The sequence below is a fragment of the Herbiconiux solani NBRC 106740 genome (assembly GCF_001571005.1).
In the GTDB taxonomy this organism is placed as follows: domain Bacteria; phylum Actinomycetota; class Actinomycetes; order Actinomycetales; family Microbacteriaceae; genus Herbiconiux; species Herbiconiux solani.
The window spans coordinates 394,108-415,712 of sequence record NZ_BCST01000005.1 but is presented as its reverse complement, the minus strand read 5'-3'; the positions used below and the strand labels follow the sequence as shown (position 1 = coordinate 415,712).

Annotated in this window: 19 protein-coding genes; 15 read left to right on the top strand and 4 right to left on the bottom strand. The window is 71.7% G+C overall.

Annotated elements, in window-relative coordinates:
- Both HSO01S_RS19080 and recQ read left to right on the top strand, forming a co-directional pair.
- On the top strand, positions 1-449 hold a 449-nt coding region (locus tag HSO01S_RS19080), incomplete at its 5' end, for a thiamine pyrophosphate-dependent enzyme (protein WP_505688874.1).
- Positions 450-565: 116 nt separating this feature from the next.
- A complete protein-coding gene (gene recQ / locus HSO01S_RS11670) occupies positions 566-2,749 on the top strand; it encodes a DNA helicase RecQ (protein ID WP_084361588.1) in 2,184 nt (727 codons plus the stop codon).
- A 23-nt stretch (positions 2,750-2,772) separates the two neighbouring features.
- Here the strand turns inward: recQ and HSO01S_RS11665 are convergent, their stop codons facing one another.
- Both HSO01S_RS11665 and HSO01S_RS11660 read right to left on the bottom strand, forming a co-directional pair.
- The gene (locus HSO01S_RS11665; protein WP_245635984.1) at positions 2,773-3,600 is read right to left on the bottom strand and encodes a DUF305 domain-containing protein; all 828 of its coding nucleotides are present in this window, start codon (positions 3,598-3,600) and stop codon (positions 2,773-2,775) included.
- Positions 3,601-3,605: 5 nt separating this feature from the next.
- Complete coding sequence (locus tag HSO01S_RS11660; protein WP_066041526.1) at positions 3,606-4,322, bottom strand: thioredoxin-like domain-containing protein; 717 nt, start codon at positions 4,320-4,322, stop codon at positions 3,606-3,608.
- A 125-nt stretch (positions 4,323-4,447) separates the two neighbouring features.
- On the opposite strand from HSO01S_RS11660, the gene HSO01S_RS11655 reads away from it, so the two are divergent.
- Positions 4,448-5,158, top strand: a complete 711-nt coding sequence (locus tag HSO01S_RS11655; RefSeq protein WP_066041524.1) for a lysophospholipid acyltransferase family protein — start codon at positions 4,448-4,450, stop codon at positions 5,156-5,158.
- 74 nt (positions 5,159-5,232) lie between these two features.
- On the opposite strand, the gene HSO01S_RS11650 is transcribed toward HSO01S_RS11655, so the two are convergent.
- Both HSO01S_RS11650 and HSO01S_RS11645 read right to left on the bottom strand, forming a co-directional pair.
- A complete protein-coding gene (locus HSO01S_RS11650) occupies positions 5,233-6,309 on the bottom strand; it encodes an alkene reductase (RefSeq protein ID WP_066041523.1) in 1,077 nt (358 codons plus the stop codon).
- 83 nt (positions 6,310-6,392) lie between these two features.
- Positions 6,393-6,920: a winged helix-turn-helix transcriptional regulator gene (locus HSO01S_RS11645; RefSeq protein WP_218003799.1), complete on the bottom strand. Its 528-nt coding sequence runs from the start codon at positions 6,918-6,920 to the stop codon at positions 6,393-6,395.
- Between the two features lie 56 nt (positions 6,921-6,976).
- Between HSO01S_RS11645 and HSO01S_RS11640 the strand changes: the two genes are divergently transcribed.
- From HSO01S_RS11640 to HSO01S_RS11585, 12 genes are all read left to right on the top strand, one after another.
- Positions 6,977-8,224: an MFS transporter gene (locus HSO01S_RS11640; RefSeq protein ID WP_066041520.1), complete on the top strand. Its 1,248-nt coding sequence runs from the start codon at positions 6,977-6,979 to the stop codon at positions 8,222-8,224.
- 274 nt (positions 8,225-8,498) lie between these two features.
- The gene (locus tag HSO01S_RS11635; RefSeq protein WP_066041598.1) at positions 8,499-10,574 is read left to right on the top strand and encodes an acyl-CoA dehydrogenase family protein; all 2,076 of its coding nucleotides are present in this window, start codon (positions 8,499-8,501) and stop codon (positions 10,572-10,574) included.
- A gap of 148 nt (positions 10,575-10,722) precedes the next feature.
- Positions 10,723-11,712, top strand: a complete 990-nt coding sequence (locus HSO01S_RS11630; protein ID WP_066041518.1) for an ABC transporter ATP-binding protein — start codon at positions 10,723-10,725, stop codon at positions 11,710-11,712.
- Positions 11,709-12,578 (top strand): ABC-2 transporter permease, encoded by an 870-nt coding sequence (locus HSO01S_RS11625; protein ID WP_066041515.1) that lies wholly within the window; start codon positions 11,709-11,711, stop codon positions 12,576-12,578. The genes HSO01S_RS11630 and HSO01S_RS11625 overlap by 4 nt, the downstream gene beginning before the upstream one ends.
- Positions 12,521-14,026: a histidine kinase gene (locus HSO01S_RS11620; RefSeq protein ID WP_157079031.1), complete on the top strand. Its 1,506-nt coding sequence runs from the start codon at positions 12,521-12,523 to the stop codon at positions 14,024-14,026. The genes HSO01S_RS11625 and HSO01S_RS11620 overlap by 58 nt, the downstream gene beginning before the upstream one ends.
- Positions 14,023-14,733, top strand: a complete 711-nt coding sequence (locus HSO01S_RS11615) for a response regulator (protein ID WP_066041511.1) — start codon at positions 14,023-14,025, stop codon at positions 14,731-14,733. The genes HSO01S_RS11620 and HSO01S_RS11615 overlap by 4 nt, the downstream gene beginning before the upstream one ends.
- Before the next feature lie 128 nt (positions 14,734-14,861).
- On the top strand, positions 14,862-15,788 hold the full coding sequence (locus tag HSO01S_RS11610; protein WP_066041509.1) for an endo alpha-1,4 polygalactosaminidase: 927 nt from the start codon (positions 14,862-14,864) through the stop codon (positions 15,786-15,788).
- Positions 15,789-15,824: 36 nt separating this feature from the next.
- A complete protein-coding gene (locus HSO01S_RS11605) occupies positions 15,825-16,592 on the top strand; it encodes an HAD family hydrolase (protein WP_157079030.1) in 768 nt (255 codons plus the stop codon).
- 247 nt (positions 16,593-16,839) lie between these two features.
- Positions 16,840-18,363 carry a sugar ABC transporter ATP-binding protein gene (locus HSO01S_RS11600; RefSeq protein WP_066041505.1) on the top strand — a complete coding sequence of 508 codons (1,524 nt, stop codon included), beginning with the start codon at positions 16,840-16,842 and terminating at the stop codon, positions 18,361-18,363.
- On the top strand, positions 18,360-19,364 hold the full coding sequence (locus HSO01S_RS11595; protein WP_066041502.1) for an ABC transporter permease: 1,005 nt from the start codon (positions 18,360-18,362) through the stop codon (positions 19,362-19,364). Before HSO01S_RS11600 ends, HSO01S_RS11595 begins: the two co-directional genes overlap by 4 nt.
- Positions 19,365-19,439: 75 nt before the next feature.
- A complete protein-coding gene (locus HSO01S_RS11590; protein WP_066041500.1) occupies positions 19,440-20,453 on the top strand; it encodes a sugar ABC transporter substrate-binding protein in 1,014 nt (337 codons plus the stop codon).
- 102 nt (positions 20,454-20,555) lie between these two features.
- Positions 20,556-21,602, top strand: coding sequence for a zinc-dependent alcohol dehydrogenase (locus tag HSO01S_RS11585; protein ID WP_066041498.1), 1,047 nt, complete (start codon positions 20,556-20,558; stop codon positions 21,600-21,602).
- Positions 21,603-21,605 lie beyond the last annotated feature (3 nt).

The window sequence follows — 21,605 nt, the reverse complement described above, 5'->3', positions numbered from 1 at the left end:
GGCCGGGTGCGAGCGCGGCGCGGCGCACGGGCGCCGCCGGCGGGGCGGCGGAGGACAGCGCGGCCGCCCGATCCGCCACGGCTGGCACGACTGGCCGCACCGGCACGACCGGCCGCACCGGTACGACCCGGGTGCTCCTCGGCGACCTCACGCTCCTGCACGACGCCGGCGGGCTCCTGCTGCCGCCCGGCGAGACGCGGCCCCGGGTGCAGCTGATCGTCGGTAACGACGGCGGCGGAACCATCTTCGACGGCCTCGAGGTCGCCTCGACCGCCGAGCCCTCCGCCTTCGATCGGGTGATGTTCACCCCGCAGCGCGTCGACCTGGCCGCGCTCGCCGCCGCCTACGGATGGCAGCACCGCCTGGTGACCACCCGCGGCGACCTCGACTCGGCGCTCGCCTCGCCGCCTGCGGGCACGAGCATCCTCGAGGTGCCGCTGGACCGGTGATCGTGCGGGGGTGCGCGCCCCACATCGCCTTCTGCACAGGGGTCCCTTCCCGTCGATCGGCTCACAGGTTGGGGGAGCGCGGCCGTGGTGTCGGCCGGGCGAACTAGGCTCGTCTCGTGACCCAGACATCCGCATCCGTGGCCCTCGACACCCTCAGCCGGGTCTTCGGGTACGACTCGTTCCGCGGCGACCAGGCCGAGGTCATCGACCACGTGATCGAGGGCGGCGACGCCGTCGTCCTGATGCCCACCGGTGCCGGCAAGTCGCTCTGCTACCAGGTGCCCTCGCTCGTGCGCCCCGGCACCGGCGTGGTCGTGTCGCCGCTGATCGCGCTCATGCACGACCAGGTCGAGGCGATGAAGGCCGTCGGCGTCAAGGCGGCGTTCCTCAACTCGACGCAGGATGCGGCGGAGCGCGCCGAGGTCGAGTCGGCCTACCTGGCCGGCGAACTCGACCTGCTCTACGTCGCGCCCGAGCGGTTGTCCTCCGAGGCCACGAAGCGGTTCCTCGAGAACGGCGAGATTGCGCTGTTCGCGATCGACGAGGCGCACTGCGTGTCGCAGTGGGGGCACGACTTCCGGCCCGACTACCTGGCGCTGGCCGAGCTCGCCGAGCGCTGGCCGACGGTGCCGCGTATCGCGCTGACCGCGACGGCGACCGAGGCGACGCACAAAGAGATCACCCAGCGCCTCTCGATGGGCAAGGCGCGGCACTTCGTGGCGAGCTTCGACCGCCCGAACATCCAGTACCGCATCGACCCGAAGAACGAGGTGCGCAAGCAGCTGCTGTCGTTCATCAAGGGCGAGCACTCCGGCGACGCCGGCATCGTCTACGCGCTCTCGCGCAACACGGTCGAGAAGACCGCCGAGTTCCTGGCCGCGAACGGTGTCGACGCGATGCCGTACCACGCGGGTCTGGATGCACGGGTCCGCGCGCGCACGCAGGCTCGCTTCCTCCGCGACGAGGGGGTCGTCATCGTGGCGACCATCGCGTTCGGCATGGGGATCGACAAGCCTGACGTGCGGTTCGTCGCGCACATCGACCTGCCCAAATCGGTCGAGGGTTATTACCAGGAGACGGGACGTGCGGGCCGTGACGGCCTGCCGTCGACAGCGTGGATGGCGTACGGGCTGAACGACGTCGTGCAGCAGCGCCGCATGATCGACGAGTCGCCCGGCGACCTGACGCACCGCCGTCGGCTCTCGGCGCACCTGGATGCGATGCTCGCCCTTTGCGAGACCGTGCACTGCCGCCGGGTCAACCTGCTCGCCTACTTCGGTCAGAAGAGCGAGCCCTGCGGCAACTGCGACACCTGCCTCACCCCGCCCGAGTCGTGGGACGGCACGGTCGCGGCCCAGAAGCTGCTCAGCACGGTGGTGCGCCTCGACCGCGAGCGCAACCAGCGGTTCGGTGCCGGGCACCTCGTCGACATCCTGCGGGCCAAGCGCACCGACCGGGTGGCGCAGTGGGGTCATGACACGCTGACCACGTGGGGCATCGGCTCCGACCTCGGCGAGCAGCAGTGGCGCGGGGTCGTGCGGCAGCTGCTCGCGCAGGGGCTGCTCGCCGTGAACGACGACGGCTACGGCACGCTCGTCATCACTCCGGAGAGCGGGGCGGTGCTCTCGGGCGAGCGTCAGGTGTCGCTCCGTCGCGAGCCCGAGCGGCCGGCGCGGTCGGGTTCGGGTGCGGGTTCCGGCTCGTCTGGTGGGCGTGGCGGCCGTTCGGCGGCCAAGGCCGAGCTGTCGGATGCGGATGGCGAGCTCTTCGAGGCGCTGCGGGCGTGGCGTGCGGCCACGGCTCGCGAGGCCGGGGTGCCGGCGTACGTGGTGTTCCACGACGCGACGCTGGCGGCGGTGGCTTCGTTGCGGCCCACGAGCGTGGACGGTCTGGTCGGGATCCCCGGCATCGGCGACCGCAAGCGCGAGTCGTACGGCGAGGGCCTGATCGCGACCATCGCTGCCGGTGAGTACGTGGCGGCTGAGGGCACGGGAACGGGCTCCGGTGCTGGTGCAGCGCCTGGCTCGTCGCGATCGCCCGCTTTCGCGGCCTCCGGGGGAGAGGGTTCTTCGGGAGGATCCGGTCGGTCTTCTGGCGGCTCGGGCCGTGGTTCGGGTCGCGGTGGGTCGTCGGCCGGTCGCGGTCGCGGCGGCTGTTCGGTCCGCAGTTACGACGAGGAGGGCCCGTCCTTCCCCGTCGACGCGCCGCCGGACGACGAGGCGCCGCCCTACGACGAGTACCCGCCGTTCGACGACGTCCCGCCCTACGACGACGCCGACGCGCCTCCCGCCCACTCCTGACGCGTTCCCGCCCGCCGTGCGGGCTAGGCGGGGAGGGCGTCCAGGAGGGACTGCATGTAGGTGATCTCGCCCTGCTGCGCGAAGACGATCGAGTTCGCCAGCGACAGCACCAGGGGGTTCGTGGTGCGCGCGATCGCCGCCTGGGCCATCTCGACTCCGCCCTGGTGGTGGGCGATCATCAGCTGGAGGAAGAGGCGCTCGGCGTCGACGCCGGTGAGCTCACCGAGCCGGGTGAGGTCGGCATCCGTCGCCATTCCGGGCATCGGCTGACCGGGCACCATGTCCGCGGGGGTGCTGGTGCTCGCTGCGGCGCTGCCGGCAGTGGTGCCGGTGGTGGTGCCATTGGTGGCGCCAGCGGACGACGCGTCGCCCGCCGCCGAGGCCGCCGGAGCAGGCTGGCCCATGTGGCCGTGGCCGTCGTCGGATCCGTCGAGGACCGGCTGCAGCATCCACGTCATCTCGGGCTGCGACGAGGCCTGGGGCAGGCCCCAGAGGTTCAGCCACGCGAACATCTGCCCCGACTGCTGCGCCTGCGAGGTCGCGATGTCATAGGCCAGCTGACGGATCTCGGGGTCGTCGGTCTGCGTGCGGATGATCATCGCCATCTGCACGGCCTGGTCGTGGTGCGTCTGCATGTCACGGGCGAATCCCGCCTCGACGCTCGTGTCGGAGGGAGTGGCGACGCGCGGGGCGGCGAGCCAGCCGGCGGCGAAGGCGCCGACTCCGAGCAGCACCGCGGCGACGATCGCCGCGAGGACCGTGCGGCCGCGGTTAAACGTCCGGCCGCCAGAGGCGCCCGCGCCGCCCGCGACGCCCGACCCTTCCACGCCATCCGCCCCCGAAGGGCTCACGACGCTCAGGAGACCTTCCCGGGCCCGTCGACCCCGCCCGTGCAGGCGGCGCCGGGCTCGGGCGCGTCGTTCGAGCGCCAGAACTTGGTCACGAATTCATCCAGCCGGGTGTCGTCGACGCCGTCGAGGAAGACCTGGTTGCCCCAGGCCGACGCCACCACGGGCGCCCCGATGCCGGGGTAGGGCGACAGCACGATGTAGGTGCTCGGCAGCTTGGAGCGCAGCGTCTTCACGCCGGCCTCGTCGACCAGCGCCGGGTCGTACGTGACCCAGACGGCCCCGTGCTCGAGGTCGTGCACGGCGTTCTCGTTGGGGACCGGCTCTGAATAGACGCCGCAGTTCATCCAGACCCCGGCGTGGTCGCCACCGGCGGGCGGGGTCATCGCGTAGTCGACCGTTCCGGTGACGTGGTTCGCGGTGAGGTCGGGGTAGGTCTTGAGGTCGCCGATCGAGATCGACGCCGGGTCGACCTTCGGCGCCGCGCTCGAGACCACGAACGTGATGATGAGGCCCACGGCGAGCACCGCGGCGGCCCCTCCGCCGATCCAGGCGATGCGGCGGTTGCGCGTCTGCTTCTTCTGCTGGGCGACCATCAGGGCGACCTTCTCGGCCCGGCGCGCGTCGCGCTCCTGCTTGACGGTGAGCTTCTTGGCCTGATCCTTCGCCTTGGGGGGGATCGGCGAGGAGTCAGAGGGATCGGAACGCGGAGACACGCTTCTCATTTCGATAGGAGGGTTGACGCTACAACTATTGCCAGGATGCCTGGAAGATCCATGTGCGCGCAACGAGGCGCGCCCACGCCGCGCGCATAGCCCGAGACGCATACGTCCCGTGTGAAGATCGGTGGATGCTCAAAGCAGTGGCGAAGACGCTGGCCCGGCCCCTGGCGAAGGTCGTCTACCGCCCGACGGTGATCGGCCGCGAACTGATCCCGCGCACCGGTCCCGTGCTCTTCGCGAGCAATCACCTGAGCTTCATGGACAGCGTGGTCATCACGGTGATCGCCCCGCGCGACGTACGCTTCCTCGCCAAAGCCGAGTACTTCACCGGCACCGGGGCGAAGGGCCGCGCCTCGAAGGCGTTTTTCGAGGCGATCGGCGCGATCCCGGTCGACCGCGAGAGCACCACGGCCGCGCAGGACTCGCTCGAGAGCGGCCGCGAGGTGCTGGAGGAGGGCGGCGCCTTCGCGATCTACCCCGAGGGCACCCGCTCGCGCGACGGCCGGCTCTACAAGGGGCGCACCGGCGTCGCCTGGCTCGGGCTCACGACCGGCTGCCCGATCGTGCCGGTCGCGCTCACCGGCACCGAGGAGTTGCTGCCCGGCGACGCGCGCGTGCCGCGGGTGCGGCCGGTCACCGTGCAGTTCGGCGAACCGATCGACTCCACGACCTTCGGCGACGCGGCCTCCGCGCGCTCCCGCCGTCGGCTGACCGACGAGGTGATGACCGCGATCGGCACGATGTCCGGCCAGGAGCTCGCGAACGCCTACAACGAGCCCCCGGCGGCGAACGTGGTCGAGCGGATGCGCCGGGTGCTGCACCGCAACGACCCCGCCTGACCCGCCCGACCCGTCGCCGCCCGACCCGCCGCAACCGCCCGACCTGCCGCGGTTGCGGGCCGGAACTCCGCGCCCTACGCGCTGAGCCGCGGGTAGTCCGTGTAGCCCTCGGCACCCGAGGCGTACACCGTCGCCTGGTCGACGTCGTTGAGGTCGTGCCCACCGCGCCAGCGCTCGACGAGATCCGGGTTCGCGATCACCGGGCGGCCGACCGCGACCGCATCCGCGACATCGTCGTCGATCAGGGCGTGGGCCTCGTCGGCCGTGGTCACCTCGCCGAAACCGCTGTTCACGATGACCGTGCCGCCGAAGCGCGTCCGCAGCTCCTGCACGAGCGAACCCGCGGGCTCGGCGTGCAGGATGCTGAGGTAGGCCAGGCCGAGCGGCGCGATCGCGTCGACGAGCGTGCCGTAGGTGGCGAGCACGTCGGCGGGGTCGGTCTCAAGGACGTCCTGGATGTTGTGGCTCGGCGAGATGCGGTTGCCCACCCGCCCGGCCCCGACCTCGGCCGCCACGGCCTGCGCGACCTCGATCACGAAGGCCGCACGTGCCGCGGGCGAGCCGCCGTAGGCATCCGTGCGCGTGTTCGAGGCGGGGGAGAGGAACTCGTGCAGCAGGTAGCCGTTGGCCGAGTGCAGCTCGACCCCGTCGAAGCCGGCGTCGATCGCCCGGCGGGCCGCGGCCACGAACTCGTCCTTGACCGTGGCGAGCTCGTCGGTGGTCAGGGCGTGCGGCAGGCCGTAGCGGGCCTTCGAGCCGTCGGCCAGCCGGGTCTCGCCGTCGATGGCGATCGCGCTGGGTGCGACGATCCGGTCGGTGCCGGTGATCCCGGTGGTCGTGACGCGTCCGCCGTTCATCAGCTGCATGACGATGCGGCCGGATGCGGCGTGCACGGCGTCGGTGACGAGGCGCCAGCCGGCGGCCTGCTCGTCGTCGGTGATGCCGGGCTGCCCCGGGTAGGCGCGCGACTCGGCGCTCGGGAAGACGCCCTCGCTCACGATCAGGCCCATGCTCGCCCGCTGGGCGTAGTGCTCGGCCATCAGGGCGTTGGGCACCCCGCGCTCGTCGGATCGCAGTCGCGTCATCGGCGCCATCACGAGGCGGTTGGCCAGTTCGAGATCGCCGGCGGCCAGAGGGGAGAACAGCTTCACAGGATTCCTGTCGTCGTGGGAAGGCCGCGACGGATCGGCGGCCCCAGAACGGAACCGCGGATGCGCGCCGTTGATTCCGCGGTTCAGCCGATTCCCACGGGCGCAACGGGGACAGCGGGCGCTCCCGGGGGCGCCCCGGCCCCAGCCCCGGCGTCCGTTGCGACAGCCCTGCGCCGGAAGCGCACCTCCGCCGGCTCGCGCGCCGCACCCGCCTCGTCGACGAAGCGCAGGCCCAGGCCCCGGCCCTCCGCATCCTGCACCCGCCACCCGCGCCCGCTCTCGACGGGCGCGAACTCGTCGCCCCACTGCACCATCGCGGCGAGCACGACCGACAGGCCCTGGCCGCTCTCGGTGAGGTGGTAGCTGAAGCGCTCGCGGGAGCCCGCCTCGCGGTAGCCGCGCTTCTCGAGCACGCCCGCGTCGACGAGCTTCGCCAGGCGGGCCGAGAGGATGTCGCGGGGCACGCCGAGGGATTCGCGGAACTCCGAGTACCGGCTGCTGCCCCGGAACGCGTCCCGGATGATCAGCAGCGACCACTTCTCGCCGATGACGTCGAGCGTGCGCACGACCTGGCAGTGCATCGGCTTCGGCGCCGCGGGCTGGCTCGTCATGACGTCATCCTACGCCCTGGGTTGGAAAATCCAATCCAGACCCGTAAGGTCGTGCCATGACCTCCTCCTGGCGCTTCGCCCGCCGCGGTACGTTCTGGTCGGCCTCGGCCGTCCTCGCCCTCTGCCTCTGGGCGAGCGGAGCACCCAGCGTGCTCTACCCGGTCTACGCCGCCGAGTGGCAGCTGCCCTCCGTGGTCACGACCTCGGTCTTCGCGACCTACCCGGTGGCCCTGCTGATCGTGCTCCTGGTCTTCGGCGGCCTCTCCGACAGCATCGGCCGCCGCCGCGCCATGCTGCTCGGCATCGCGCTGATCGGCGTCGCCGCGCTGGTCTTCGCGGTCGCGCCGAACGTCGGCTGGCTCTACGCCGGCCGCGCCCTGCAGGGCATCGGCACCGGCTTCGCGCTCGGCGCCGCGAGCGCCGCGCTGGTCGAGAACAACACCTCGTCGAACCCGCGCGTGGCCAGCACGCTCACGACCGCCTCGACCGCGACCGGCCTGACCGCGGCACTGCTGATCTCCGGGGTGCTCGCACAGTACGCCCCGCTACCCCTGACGCTCTCCTTCGGGGTGCTCTTCGTGCTCTCGGCCGTCGCCTTCGTCGCCGTCTCCCTGACGCCGTCCGACACCGCCGGTCTCGGCCGGCCCGACTGGCGGCCGCGCGCGCTCCACCTGCCCGGCGGCATCCGGATGGCGTTCGCCGCCGCCGCGGTGTCGGTCTCGACGGCCTACAGCGTGGGTGCGATCTTCCTCGGCCTCGGCTCCCAGATGGCCCGCGAGCTCACCGGCACGAGCGACCTGTTCGTGATCGGCGCCCTGCTCGGGGTCTCGTCGATCGTGATCGGCGTCACCGCCGTGTTCCTCCGAGGAGTGCCCGCCCACCTCTCCATCGTGATCGGCGGGGTCGTCTCGCTCGGCGGCCTGGGGCTCATGGCCGCCGCCGCGGCGACTGGGTCGATCGTGCTCTTCCTGGCCTGGTGCGTGGTCGGTGGGGTCGGGTACTCCTTCGCCTTCAGCGGAGGGCTCGGCGTGATCAACGCGGCGGCGCCGCCCGAGCACCGCGGAGCATCCCTCTCGCTGGTCTACCTCGTGTCGTACCTGCTGCAGGCGGCCACGGCGGTCGGCGCCGGGGCCCTGGCGACCGCGCTCGGCCTCGGGCCGGCGGTCGACATCGCTGCCCCGGTCGTGGGGGTGCTGGCCGCGGGCGCCATCGTGCTGGCCGCGGTCGACCGCCGCCTCCGCCGTTCCGCCACCGCTACGGCCTCGCCCTCTTTGTCGCCCTCGGCAGTGGTTTCGCGGCCCTGACTGTGGGATGTCCACAGCCGTCGCGACACCGTCTCGGCTCTGGTTTGTAGGCCGGTCACGGGCCGTTTCCGCCCCGTGGAGTCCCTTCTTATCGTGGAATGACACGACGACGAGGACGACAGAGGACCACCAGATGACGGACACGATCGACACCACGAACCCGCGCGACGACGAAGCCCGCGACGACGAGACCTCCGAGGCCCAGGCGATCGAGAAGGACCTCGACGCCTCGGCCCAGCTGCCCAAGCGCGCCGGGTCGAGCGGCCCGAACCGGATGACCGGCAACGGCGTGGTCGTCGCGCGCACCGACGTCGAGCAGCTCGGCCGTTACCTGCTCGGCACCTGGGCCGACGTGCGGCTGGCCGCCCGTGAGCTGACCGCGAAGCCCGAGATGCAGCGCATCGAGGGGCAGAGCGTCGAAGAGCACCGCGAGCGGGTCTTCGGGCAGCTGAAGCTGCTGGTCGAGAACGGGCAGGTGCACCGCGCCTTCCCGAAGGAGCTCGGCGGCGACGACGACCACGGCGGCAACATCGCGGGCTTCGAGGAGCTCGTGACGGCCGACCCCAGCCTGCAGATCAAGTCCGGCGTGCAGTGGGGGCTCTTCGGCGCCGCCGTGCTGCACCTCGGCACCCGCTACCACCACGAGACCTTCCTCCCGGCGATCATGAGCCTCGAGGTGCCCGGCGCCTTCGCGATGACCGAGACCGGCCACGGGTCGGATGTCGCCGCGATCGGGACCACGGCGACCTACGACGACGAGACCGGCGAGTTCGTCATCCACACCCCCTTCCGCGGTGCGTGGAAGGACTACCTCGGCAACGCGGCCGTGCACGGCACCGCCGCCGTCGTCTTCGCCCAGCTCGTGACGAAGGGCGTCAACCACGGGGTGCACGCCTTCTACGTGCCGCTCCGCGACCCGGCCACCGGCGCGTTCCTACCCGGGATCGGCGGGGAGGACGACGGCCTGAAGGGCGGGCTCAACGGCATCGACAACGGCCGGCTGCACTTCGACGCCGTCCGCGTGCCCCGGCTCAACCTGCTGAACCGCTACGGCGAGGTGGCCGAGGACGGCACCTACTCCAGCCCCATCCAGAGCCCCGGCCGCCGCTTCTTCACGATGCTCGGCACCCTGGTGCAGGGCCGGGTGTCGCTGGACGGCGCCTCGGTCGCCGCCGCCAAGATCGCCCTGACGATCGCGGTCACCTACGGCAACCAGCGCCGCCAGTTCACCGCGGGCAGCGACACCGACGAGGAGGTGCTGCTCGACTACCAGCTGCACCAGAAGCGCCTGATGCCCAAGCTCGCCACGACCTACGCCGCGAGCTTCGCGCACGAGCAGCTGCTGACCAAGTTCGACGAGGTCTTCTCCGGCGCCCACGACACGGATGACGACCGTCAAGATCTCGAGACCCTCGCCGCCGCCCTCAAGCCGCTCAGCACCTGGCACGCGCTCGACACCCTGCAGGAGGCCCGCGAGGCCTGCGGCGGAGCCGGGTTCCTCGCCGAGAACCGCCTGGTGGGGCTCCGCGCCGACCTCGACGTCTACGCGACCTTCGAGGGCGACAACCACGTGCTGCTGCAGCTCGTCGCCAAGCGCCTGCTCTCGGACTACGGGCGCAAGCTCGCGAAGGCCGACTTCGGGGTGCTCGCGCGCTACGTCGCCGGCCAGGCCGCCGACCGGACCATGAACGGCTCGGGGCTCCGGTCGCTCGCCCAGACAGTGGCCGACTTCGGCTCGACGGCCCGCTCGGTGGGTCAGCTCCGCGACTCCTCGGCCCAGCGCCAGCTGCTCACCGACCGCGTCGAGACGATGGTGGCCGAGGTCGCCGCGAAGCTCCGGCCGGCGTCGAAGCTGTCGAAGAAGGCGGCGGCCGACCTGTTCAACCTGCACCAGTCCGAGATCATCGAGGCGGCCCGGGCGCACGCCGAGCTGCTCCAGTGGGAGGCCTTCACCGAGGCCGTCGACGGCGAGCAGGGCCTGGCCAGCGGGATGGACGACGGCACCCGGGTGGTGCTGACCTGGCTGCGCGACCTGTTCGGGCTGGGCCTGGTCGAGAAGCACCTCGCCTGGTACCTGATGAACGGACGTCTCTCGCCCACGCGGGCGCGGGCCGTCGGGCTCTACACCGAGCGCCTCTCGGCCCGGCTCCGCCCGCACGCGCAGGATCTGGTCGAGGCCTTCGGCTACGGCCCGGAGCACACCCGCGCGGCCATCGCCTCCGGCGCCGAGAAGGCCCGCCAGACCGAGGCCCGCGAGTACTACCGTGCGGCGCGCGCGGCCGGCACCCTGCCCGAGCAGGAGAAGAAGCAGGACGCGAAGAAGCGCGACACCGCGAAGCCCCAGCACTGAGCCGCGATATCCCGGGGTGGTACTGCGGTACCACCTCGGGAGGCCGGCGCCGGCGTAGAGACGGCACCGCGGGCGGATGGCCCGGCGAGGCGGTCTCCGTAACGTGAGGGGTGCGCAGAACGCGCGTCAGCCCACGCTAGGAGAACCGATGATCGAGGCCACGTCGTTGACCAAACGCTATGGAGCGAAAACGGCGGTCGACACCGTCAGCTTCACCGTGAGGCCCGGGCACGTCACCGGCTTCCTCGGCCCGAACGGCGCCGGCAAGTCGACGACCATGCGCATGATCATGGGGCTGGACCGCCCGACCAGCGGGCGCGTGACGGTGAACGGCCGTCCGTACGCCGAGCACCGGTCGCCGCTGCACGAGGCCGGCGCCTTGCTCGAGGCCAAGGCCGTCCACACCGGCCGGAGCGCCCGCAACCACCTGCGCGCGATCGCGGCGACCCACGGCATCCCGAACCGGCGCGTCGACGAGGTCATCGACCTGACCGGTCTGCGTTCGGTGGCCGGCAAGCGGGTCGGCGGCTTCTCGCTCGGCATGGGCCAGCGGCTCGGCATCGCGACCGCGCTGCTCGGCGACCCCGCCACCCTCATCCTCGACGAGCCGGTCAACGGCCTCGACCCGGAGGGCGTGCTCTGGGTGCGCGGCTTCGTGCGGCAGTTCGCCGCGCAGGGCCGCACGGTGCTGCTCTCCAGCCACCTGATGAGCGAGATGGCGCTGACGGCCGACCACCTCATCGTGCTCGGGAAGGGCCGGGTCATCGCCGACGCCCCGGTGTCGGACATCGTCAACTCCACCCAGACCTTCGTGCGGGTGCGGAGCCCCCGGATCGACGACGTCGCCCGCCGGCTCTCGCAGCCCGACGTCGACGTGACCCAGCTCGGCGACGGCGTGATCGAGGTGCGCGGGCTCACCGCCGAGGTGATCGGCGACACGGCCCTCTCGCTCGGCGTCGCCCTGCACGAGCTCAGCACCGTGAGCGGATCCCTCGAGGACGCCTACATGAACCTGACCCGCGACGAGGTGGAGTACCGCACGGTGGTCACGCCCGGCGCACCCGGCGGCCCCGCATCCGGCGGCCCCGCATCCACCGGCCCCGTGGCCGCCGAGAACACCCAGGAGGTGGCCCGATGAGCGCCGCGACCGAGACCCCGACCCGCGCCCGCGCCTCCCACCAGCCCCTGCCGCCGTCGCGGCTGCGGTTCTCGGGAGTGCTGAAGAGCGAGTGGATCAAGCTGACCACCCTGCGCTCGACCGTCTGGGCCTACTTGATCGTCGTGCTGCTGCAGATCGGCATGGCCGCTCTCTTCGCCCTGACCGTCAACATGGGGACGACCGGCCCGGGCGGCCCCGGCGCTCCCGGTGGGGGAGCCGAGGCCGCGGTCACCGGCGCCGCGGCCGCGCAGACCGCCGTGCTGACCGCGTCGCTCGGCGTCATGCTCGGGCAGCTCGTGGTCTCGGTGCTCGGCGTGCTCGTGATCAGCGGCGAGTACGGCACCGGGCAGATCCGCTCGACCTTCACCGCGGTGCCCAAGCGACTCCCCGTGCTCTGGGGCAAGGCGCTCGTCTTCGCCGTGTCGACCTTCGTGGTCGGCCTGATCGCGGTCTTCGCCGCCTACGCCGTGACCTGGGGCATGCTCGACGCCCGCGGCGTCACCAGCGACATCACCGACCCGGATGTCTGGGGTCGCCTGGTCGGCGCCGCCGGCTACCTGGTGCTGGTCGGCCTGATCGCCTACTTCCTCGGCGCCATCCTCCGGGTCACCGCCGGCGGGATCGCGGCCGCGGTCGGCCTGGTCCTGGTCGTCCCCATCGTCCTCGGCTTCGTCAACGCCGAGTGGGCGAGCGTGCTCGGCCAGTGGCTGCCGAGCAGCGCTGGGCAGACGCTCTTCCTGGGCGGCGGGGTCTTCGAGCCCTGGCAGGCGGTGCTGGTTATGCTCGGGTGGATCGCGGTGTTCGTAACGACTGCCGCCGTGCTGCTCAAACGGAGGGACGCCTGACGGTCTCGACACCCGGCCCCGACGGGCCATCCGGATCCACCACGGCCCCGGCGGCACCCCCGCCGGGGCCGTCCGGACCCGTCCCCTCGGCGCCGGCGGCCCTGCCGTCCGGCGCCGAGGACCTCCGTCTGCCCAAGCCCCCCGGGTTCATCCGGGCCTACTTCAATCGCCACCCCTGGCTGCTGGACGGCTTCATCGCCGGGTCGTACGCCGTGCCGATGGGGTCGGCCGCCCTGTTCGCGCTGGTCGGCTCGTTCTTCGGGTTCTCGCCCTACGACGGCGACCCGCTCCGCGGTTCGCCGGTCTTCGCGGTGCTGCTCTTCTACGTCACCGGGGCGGTGACGGTCGGCCTCCTCTTCCGCCGCCATGTGCCGGTGATGACCGCGGCGATCTGCGCGGGATCCCTGTTCGCTATGCCGAGCGCCCCGCAGCAGCTCGACGCGGTGCCGATGATGTTCGCGCTGTACGCGCTCGCGGTCTACCGCTCGTCGCGCTCGGCCTGGCTGTGGACGGGCATCGCCGTCGCCTGCGCGGTCGCCTCGATGATCATCGACGACCCGTCGAACCCGGTCGCGATCGTCGGCTTCGCGGTGCTCTTCGGCCTGCTGATGGTGGTCGCCACGCTCGTCGGCATCACCTTCGGCAACCGCCGCCGGTACATCCAGGCCCTCCTCGACCGCGCGTCGCAGCTCGCCCGCGAGCGTGACCAGCAGGCCCGGCTCGCCGCGGCCGGCGAACGCGCCCGGATCGCCCGCGAGATGCACGACATCGTCGCCCACAGCCTCACCGTGATCGTGGCCCTGAGCGACGGCGCCGAGGCGAGCCTCGATCGTTCGCCGGAGGCCGCGCGGGAGGCCGTGACCCAGACCGGGGTGACAGCTCGGCGGGCGCTCGCCGACATGCGCCGGGCCCTCGGCGTGCTCGCCGAGCCGGAGGAGGACGGGGCCACGGGCAACTCGGGCGACTCGGGTGCCGCGGTCGGTGCCGCGATCGGTGCCGCTGGGGGCGCCGGGTACTCGGCTGCGGCGTCGCCCGGCCTCGCCCCGCTCGCACCCCAGCCCGGCCTCGACGAGCTCGGCGAGCTGATCGCGGCCACCCGGGCCGCCGGACTCCCGGTGCGCTACACGACGAGCGGACCACCGCCCGCCGACCCCGTGCTGCAGCTCACGGTCTACCGGGTGGTGCAGGAGGCGCTGACCAACGCCCTCCGCTACGCGGTGCAGGCCACGGTCGTCGACGTCGTGGTGCGCTTCGACGCCGAGGGCGGCATCACGATCGACGTCGTCGACGACGGGATCGACCCGGGGCGCGGCGCCGAGAGCCTCGGCTCCGGGCGGGGCCTGATCGGGATGCGGGAGCGGGTCGGCGTGCACGACGGCACCGTCAGCGCGGGGCCGGCCGGCCCGAGAGGATGGCTGGTGCACGCCCGGATGGAAGGACAGAGATGACCGACGAACCCGTGATCCGGCTGCTCCTGGTCGACGATCAGCAGCTGATCCGGTTGGGGATGCGCATGGTGCTCGACGCGCAGCCCGGCTTCGAGGTGGTCGGCGAGGCCGGCGACGGCCGCGCGGCCGTCGATGAGGCCGCCCGGCTGAACCCCGACGTGGTGCTGATGGACGTGCGGATGCCGGGGATGGACGGGATCGAGGCGACCAGGGCGATCGTCGCGGCCAACCCGCGCAGCCGCATCCTCATCCTCACCACCTTCGACCTCGACGAGTACGCCTTCGCGGGCCTCGAGGCGGGAGCCAGCGGATTCCTGCTGAAGGACGCCAGGCCCGCCGAGCTGGCCGCCGCCATCCGGGCGGTCGCCTCGGGCGACGCCGCGGTCTCGCCGCGCGTCACCCGCAAGCTGCTCGAGCTGTTCGGCCCGCAGCTGGGTGCGTCCGCCGGGCAGACGCCGGGCACGGATGCGGGGGCCCATCACGCGCCCCGCGCCGGGCAGGCCCCGAATGCCCTCGGCACCCTGACCGAGCGCGAACGCGAGGTGCTCGTGGCGATGGCGGAGGGGCTGACGAACTCCGAGATCGCCGCCCGCTTCCACCTCTCGGAGTCGACGGTCAAGACGCATGTGGGACGGGTGCTGATGAAGCTCGAGCTGCGCGACCGGGTGCAGGCCGTGATCTTCGCCTACTCGGCGGGGCTGGTCTGAGCGGCCGCGGCCCGCAGCGTGGCCGTCGCGGCGGCAGCGGCAGCGGCAGTGGCGGCGGCAGTGGCGATGGCCAGGCCGCTCGGCACCCGCACGGCGACCGGCCAGGAGCACCGGGTACGATCGGCCCCATGAGCACGCACCGACCCGCCCGCCCGCCGCGGGTCGCGATCACGCTCGGTGCGGTCCTCGCTTCGGGTGCGCTCGTGCTCGGTCTGGCCGGCTGCGTGCCGGCCTCGGACCCGGTCGACTCCGGCGGCTCGTCCTCACCCTCCGCCGACGCGGCGACCGGCGCTCCGACGCCCACCCCCACCCCGACGCCCACCTGGGCCCCGGGCGTGGTGAACACGCTCCCCGCCGATCCGGTCTTCGACTACCAGCTGGGCGGCGCCTACGATCCTCCGCCCGGGGTCACCGTCGTGACGCGCGACAGCTCGGCCGATCCCGTCGAGGGCGTCTACTCGATCTGCTACGTCAACGCCTTCCAGAGCCAGCCCGACGGCTACTGGCCCGAGTCGCTCAAGGTGCACGACAGCGACGGCAAGACGGTGAACGATCCCGCCTGGCCGGACGAGAGCATCCTCGACATCTCGACCCCCGACAACCGCCAGGCGATCGCCGACCGCACGGCCGTGACCGTCGCCGGCTGCGCAGGCAAGGGGTTCCAGGCCGTGGAGTTCGACAACCTCGACGCCTACAGGCGCTCCGAGGGCGGCACCACGCTCTACGACACGATCGCCTACGCCCGCCTGATCGTCGAGTTCGCGCACAGCTCGGGCCTCGCCGTGGCGCAGAAGAACACCCCGGAGCTCGAGGCCCGCGGCAAGACCGACATCGGTTTCGACTTCGCGGTCGCCGAGGAGTGCCAGCGCTTCGGCGAGTGCGGCGCGTACACCGAGGTGTACGGGGCCGCCGTGCTCGACATCGAGTACGCCGGCGCGCTGAGCGCGGCCTGGTCTGATGTCTGCGCCGACCCGGCGCTGCCCGCCGGCACCGTGCAGCGCGACCGCAAGCTCGTGCCGGCCGGCGAACCCGGTCACGTCTACGCCCGCTGCTGACGGGCGTTCTTCACCCGCCGTTCACCGGGGGTTCGCGTGCCACGTCGCACTGAGGCCGTCCGGCCCCCGGATGATGGATCGGACTACCCCGCCGCCGCGTGTCCGCTGATCCGCGCCGCCGGGGCCGAGCGGATGGGGCGATCGGTGACGAGCGACGTGGATCGGCGGATCACCGCCCCGGGGCTGCCTGCCCTGCTCGAGCACACGATGGTGCTGTTCGACTGGAACGGCGCGGTCGTGATCGACGCCGACCGGGCACGGGCCGCGGTCAACACGGTGCTCGTGCGTCGCGGCCTTCAGCCGCTCGGCGAGACCGAGTTCTCGGTGCGCTTCCGCCTCCCGCTCTCCGAGCTGTTCGAGCAGCTCGGAGTCGCGCCGGAAGACCGTGACGACGCCGAGCGGGAGTGGAGCGAGGCGCTCGCCGGCACCCGCGCGCACCTCCGCGACGGCGCCGCGGCCGCGCTGACGGCGCTGGCGGCCTCGGGCGCGTGGCTCGGCGTGGTCTCGGCCGCCTCGGCCGCCGCGGTGCGCTTCGATCAGCGGGCCCTCGCGGTGCCCGCAGTCTGGAACTCGGTCGACGTCGCCGTGCCCGACAAGTTCGAACTCCTCCTCCGGCACCGGCCGCTCCGGGCGAACGCCTACTTCGTCGGCGACTCCACGGCCGACCTCCGCTGCGCTTCCGCGGCGGGCTACACGGCCATCGGCGTGACGGATGCGGTCGCCTGCGACCCCCGCACGCTCCGTGCCGCCGGCGCGGTGCACGTCATCGCCTCGCTCGACGAACTGCTGCCGCTCGTCTCCTGAGCCGGCGCACGCCTGAGCCGGCGCCCTTCCGGGCCTGTGCCCTCCTGAGCCCCCGCGCTCCCGAGCCCGTCCGCGCCGTCCGGGCGGGCTTCCGCCCTTGCCATCCGGAGCATTCAGATGTAGCGCAACTACCGGGAATGGTCGATACGACCGAGCAATTTGCCATTTCCGGAGTCTCATACATACAATCGCGTAGTATCACTACACGCCTCGCGGCAAGATGTGCGCGCAAAGGAGCCCACCGGACATGACCGATCCGTCATCGACGAAGACCGTCGCCTTCGAGGCGGTCGACGTCTCGAAGAGCTACCCCGGTGTGACCGCACTGGACGGCGTCTCGCTCACCGGCTACGCCGGCGAGGTGCTCGCGATCTGCGGCGCGAACGGTGCCGGCAAGTCCACGCTCGCCCGGCTGCTGGCCGGCCAGGAGCAGCCCACGAGCGGGTCGATCCGCATCGCGGGCTGGGACAAGCCGATCAACGGGCCCGCGGATGCGCAGGACGCCGGCATCCTGCTCATGCACCAGGAGCCGATGATCATCGACGACTTCACCGTCGCCGAGAACGTCTTCATCAAGTGCATCAGCTCGGCCGGCTCGGTGCGCGGCTGGAAGACGGTTCCGCGGAAGCGCGCCGAGGCCACCCGGGAGGTGCTCGCCGCCGTCGGCCTGCACGGCGTCTCGCCCGACCGCCTCGGCCGTGAGCTCGGGCCCGGCCTCCGCCAGATGCTCGCGCTCAGCCGCACCCAGGTCAACGAGCACACCGTCCTCCTGCTGGACGAGACCACCGCCTCGACCACCGAGGAGCACTTCAAGGACGTGCTCGCCCTGGTCGACCGCGAGCGCGCCGCCGGCGTCTCGGTGATCTTCGTCTCGCACCGCATGCCCGAGGTCTTCTCGATGGCCGACCGGATCGCCGTGCTCCGGAACGGCCGGCTGGTCGACGTCGTCACGACGAGCGAGACCACCCCCGCCGAGGTCATGACCCTGATGATCGGCGAGGCGGTGAGCGCGATCGAGGCCCCGGCCCCGGTGGCGACGACGACCCGGCCGGTGCTCGAGGTCTCGGGCCTCAGCTCGGGATCGGCGACCGACGTCTCATTCGAGGTGCGCCCCGGCGAGGTGCTCGGCATCTACGGCCTGGTCGGCAGCGGGCGCAGCTCGATCATCCGCTCCATCTCCGGCAACCAGACCCGCGACGCGGGCGTGGTCACGCTGAACGGTCAGGAGGTGCACCCGAAGAGCCCCGGCGAGGCCGCCGCCAAGGGCATCGCCTACCTCACCGAGGACCGCCGCAAGGAGGGCTTCGTCAAGGACTTCACCAACGGCGAGAACATGACCCTCGCCACGATCAAGAACTACTCCCGGCTCGGGGTGGTGAACCGGCGCAAGGAGAACAAGCGCATCGGCGAGCTGATCTCCGAGTACCAGGTCAAGGGCGGCCCGTCGACCCTGACCAGGACGCTCTCCGGCGGCAACCAGCAGAAGGTCGTCATCGCCAAGTGGCTCGAGGCCCGGCCCGAGGTCGTGCTGCTGGACGAGCCGACCAAGGGCATCGACGTCGGTGCCCGGATGAACATCTACCAGATCGTGCACGGACTGGCCGACGAGGGCAAAGCCGTCGTGGTCGTCACGAGCGAGGCCGAGGAGGCGCTCATGCTCTGCAACCGCATCCTCGTTCTCAAAGAAGGCCGCTTCGTCGGCGAATTCACACCCGCAACCAGCACGACAGACGACCTGATCCGGGCGTCCCTCGCAGGAGTAACCGCATGACTCAGACATCCACCACCACCGCACCGACCGGCCGGGCCGGTCTCGACTGGGGGCGCGTCGGCGCCTGGGCGAAGGAGCAGTACCCGCTCTACATCCTGATCCTGCTGCTCGTCATCGCAGGCATCTCGACGAGCGCCTTCTTCACCCCGCAGAACCTGACCAACCTGGTGCTCCAGGCCTCGGTGATCGGCATCGTGACGCTCGCGCAGTTCCTGGTCGTGCTCACCGGCGGGATCGACATCAGCGTCGGTTCCGTGGTCGGGCTCGCGGGAGTGCTCGCCGCCGGGCTGTTCTCGGGGGCGAGCGTGCCGCTCGCCATCCTGGTCGCGGTGCTCACGGGCGCGGCGATCGGCGCGATCAACGGCTGGCTGGTCGCCTTCCGCGGGCTCGAGGCGTTCATCGTGACGCTCGGGATGCTCGCGCTGGCCCGCGGACTCGTCTACGCCTACACCGAGGGCGTGCCCGTCACCCCGCAGGCCGAGGACTTCCGGGGGATCGCCTCGTCGACGCTGTTCGGCTTCCCGGTCATCGGCATCCTCTGGCTCGTGCTCGCCGCGGCCGTCGCCTTCCTGGTGCGCCGCACGGTCTTCGGCCGCCGGGTCTACGCCTCGGGCAGCAACAAGGAGGCCGCGCGGGCCGCCGGCATCCCGGTGCGCTCCACCCTGTTCCTGGTCTACGTGATCGCGGGCGTGCTATCCGGCTTCGCCGGCTTCCTGCTCGCCTCGCGGGTCGGCGTCGGCACCCCGACCGCCGGCACGGGCTACGAGCTGAACGCCATCGCGGCCGTCGTCATCGGCGGCACGAGCCTGGTCGGCGGCAAGGGCCGCGTCTTCGGCGCCCTGGTCGGCACGCTGATCTTCGCCGTGATCAGCAACCTGCTCGTGCTCCTGAACGTCTCCACCTACCTGCAGGACGCGTTCCGCGGCGCGCTCATCCTCGTCGCCGTCCTGCTGACCACCATCCAGTTCGCCAAGAGGAAGAAGGCGCGCCAACTCACCTGACGCATCACATCACCCGTTCCATCACAGCCACACACCACCATCCGTAATCACTCTCGAATGAGGTCAATGATGACAATGAAGAAACGAGTCCTCGGGGCAGTCGCAGCGGCGGCGGTCCTCTTCTCCCTCGCCGGCTGCGGCACCGTCGGTGGCAGCACCTCGGGCTCCTCCAGCACGGAAGCTGCTGAGACCAAGGACGTCAAGGATCTGACGATCGGCTTCCTGCAGCGCCAGCTCGACGCCCCCTACTACTCCGCGATGCAGTCGATGGCCGAAGACCTGGCCGACAAGGAGGGCTTCAAGCTCCTCTTCCAGAACGCCAGCGGCGACCCGGTCACGCAGCTCGACCAGGCCCAGACCATGCTGTCGCAGGGGGCCGACGTGATCGTGGTCAACGCGATCAGCCCGGACACCGAGAAGGAGCAGCTCGCGCAGATCGCCGAGCAGGTCCCGCTGCTGTTCATCGACACGGGCATCCCGGATGTGGGCGTCACCTCGGTCTCCTCCGACAACTCGGCCGTCGGCTCGCTCTCCGGCGAACTGACCGCGAAGCGCTTCACCTCGGGCCAGAACATCAAGATCGGCGTGCTGAACGGCGGGCCGAACGACGTGATCGTCGGGCCGGCGCGTCAGCAGGGCTTCCTCGACGGTCTCACCAAGGCCGGCGTCAAATTCGACGTCGTCGCCGAGACCGAGGCTGACTACGCGCAGGACAAGGCGGTTCCGGCCACCGAGTCGATGCTCGCGGCGAACCCGGACCTCGACCTGATCCTGGGCCTGAACGACTCGATGGCCCTCGGTGCGCTGACCGTGCTGAACGACCAGGGCAACACGAAGACCCTCGTGGCGGCCTCGGCCGACGGCCAGAAGCAGGCGCTCGAGCAGATCATGAAGGGCTGCGACGCGCAGTACGTCTCGACGGGCCTCAACTCCCCGTCGCTGGCGACCGAGCGCGCTTTCGAGATCGCCGTGCAGCTCGGCACCGGTGAGAAGGCCGCGAGCGACTTCGAGCCCAACGAGTACACGGAGGCGGCCGGCATCGACTGCAACAACGTCGCCGACTACTACGACGCGAACAGCATCTTCTGATCCGTCGGACTCCGATCGGCCGGCAGCCCCTCTTCCGGGACTGCCGGCCGATCCCGTTCCACCCCCTATCCCTCCCCTTACTCCTCCAGGAAAGGAACGCCGATGAGTGAGAGCACCCGTCGCCGCGTGATCGTCTCCGCCCCCGGGCAGGTCGACGTGGTCATCGAAGCCGTGCCCGAGGTCCGTGCCGACGAGGCCCTGGTCTCGCTCCAGGTGGCCGGGGTCTGCGGATCCGACATCCACGGGATGCACGGCACGCATCCGACCATGAAGCCGCCGTACTACCCGGGCCACGAGGTCGTCGGCGTCGTCGAGGCGCTGGGCGCCGACGTGACCGGGCTCGCGATCGGTCAGCTCGTGACGCCGGAGCCCCCGCTGCCCTGCGGTCACTGCAAGATGTGCACCACCGGGCGCTCCAACATCTGCGAGAACCTCGAGTTCTTCGGCTGCGGTTTCCGCGAGGGCGGCATGGCCGACCTGTTCACCGTGCGCGCCGACCGGCTGCACGTGGTGCCCGAGGGCTTCGACCTGCGGATGGCGTCGCTGATCGAGCCCTTCTCCACCCCGCTGCACGCCGTGCGGCTCGCCGGGGACATCGCCGGGAAGGCCGTGGCGATCATCGGCTGCGGCACGATCGGCCTGCTCATGCTCGCCGCGGCCCGCGCCAAGGGCGCCCGCCGGATCGTGATGACCGACGTGCTCGAGGCCAAGCGCCAGGGTGCGCTCGAGCTCGGCGCCGACGCGGTCGTCGACTCGGCGGCCCCGGATGTCGCGGCCCTCGTGCGCGCGGAGCTGGGCGAATCGGCAGACGTCGTCTTCGACTGCGTCTCCATCCAGCCCACCGTCACCTCGGCGATCGAGATGGTGCAGCGCGGCGGGACCGTCGTGATCGTCGGGGTGCCGTCGAAGCCGATCGAGGTGCCCGCCTTCATCCTGCAGGACCGCCAGGTGCGGCTGCAGGGCGCGGCCACCTACCTCAGCGAGGACTACGCCGACGCGATCGCGATCATCGCGGCCGGGGGAGTGGACGCCGGGCACATGATCACCGCGAGCTTCCCGCTCGAACAGACCCCCGCGGCCTTCGCGGCGGCGGCCGGAGGCGATCAGATCAAGGTGCTGCTGACCGGCGCGGGAGTCGAGCTCGACTGACCC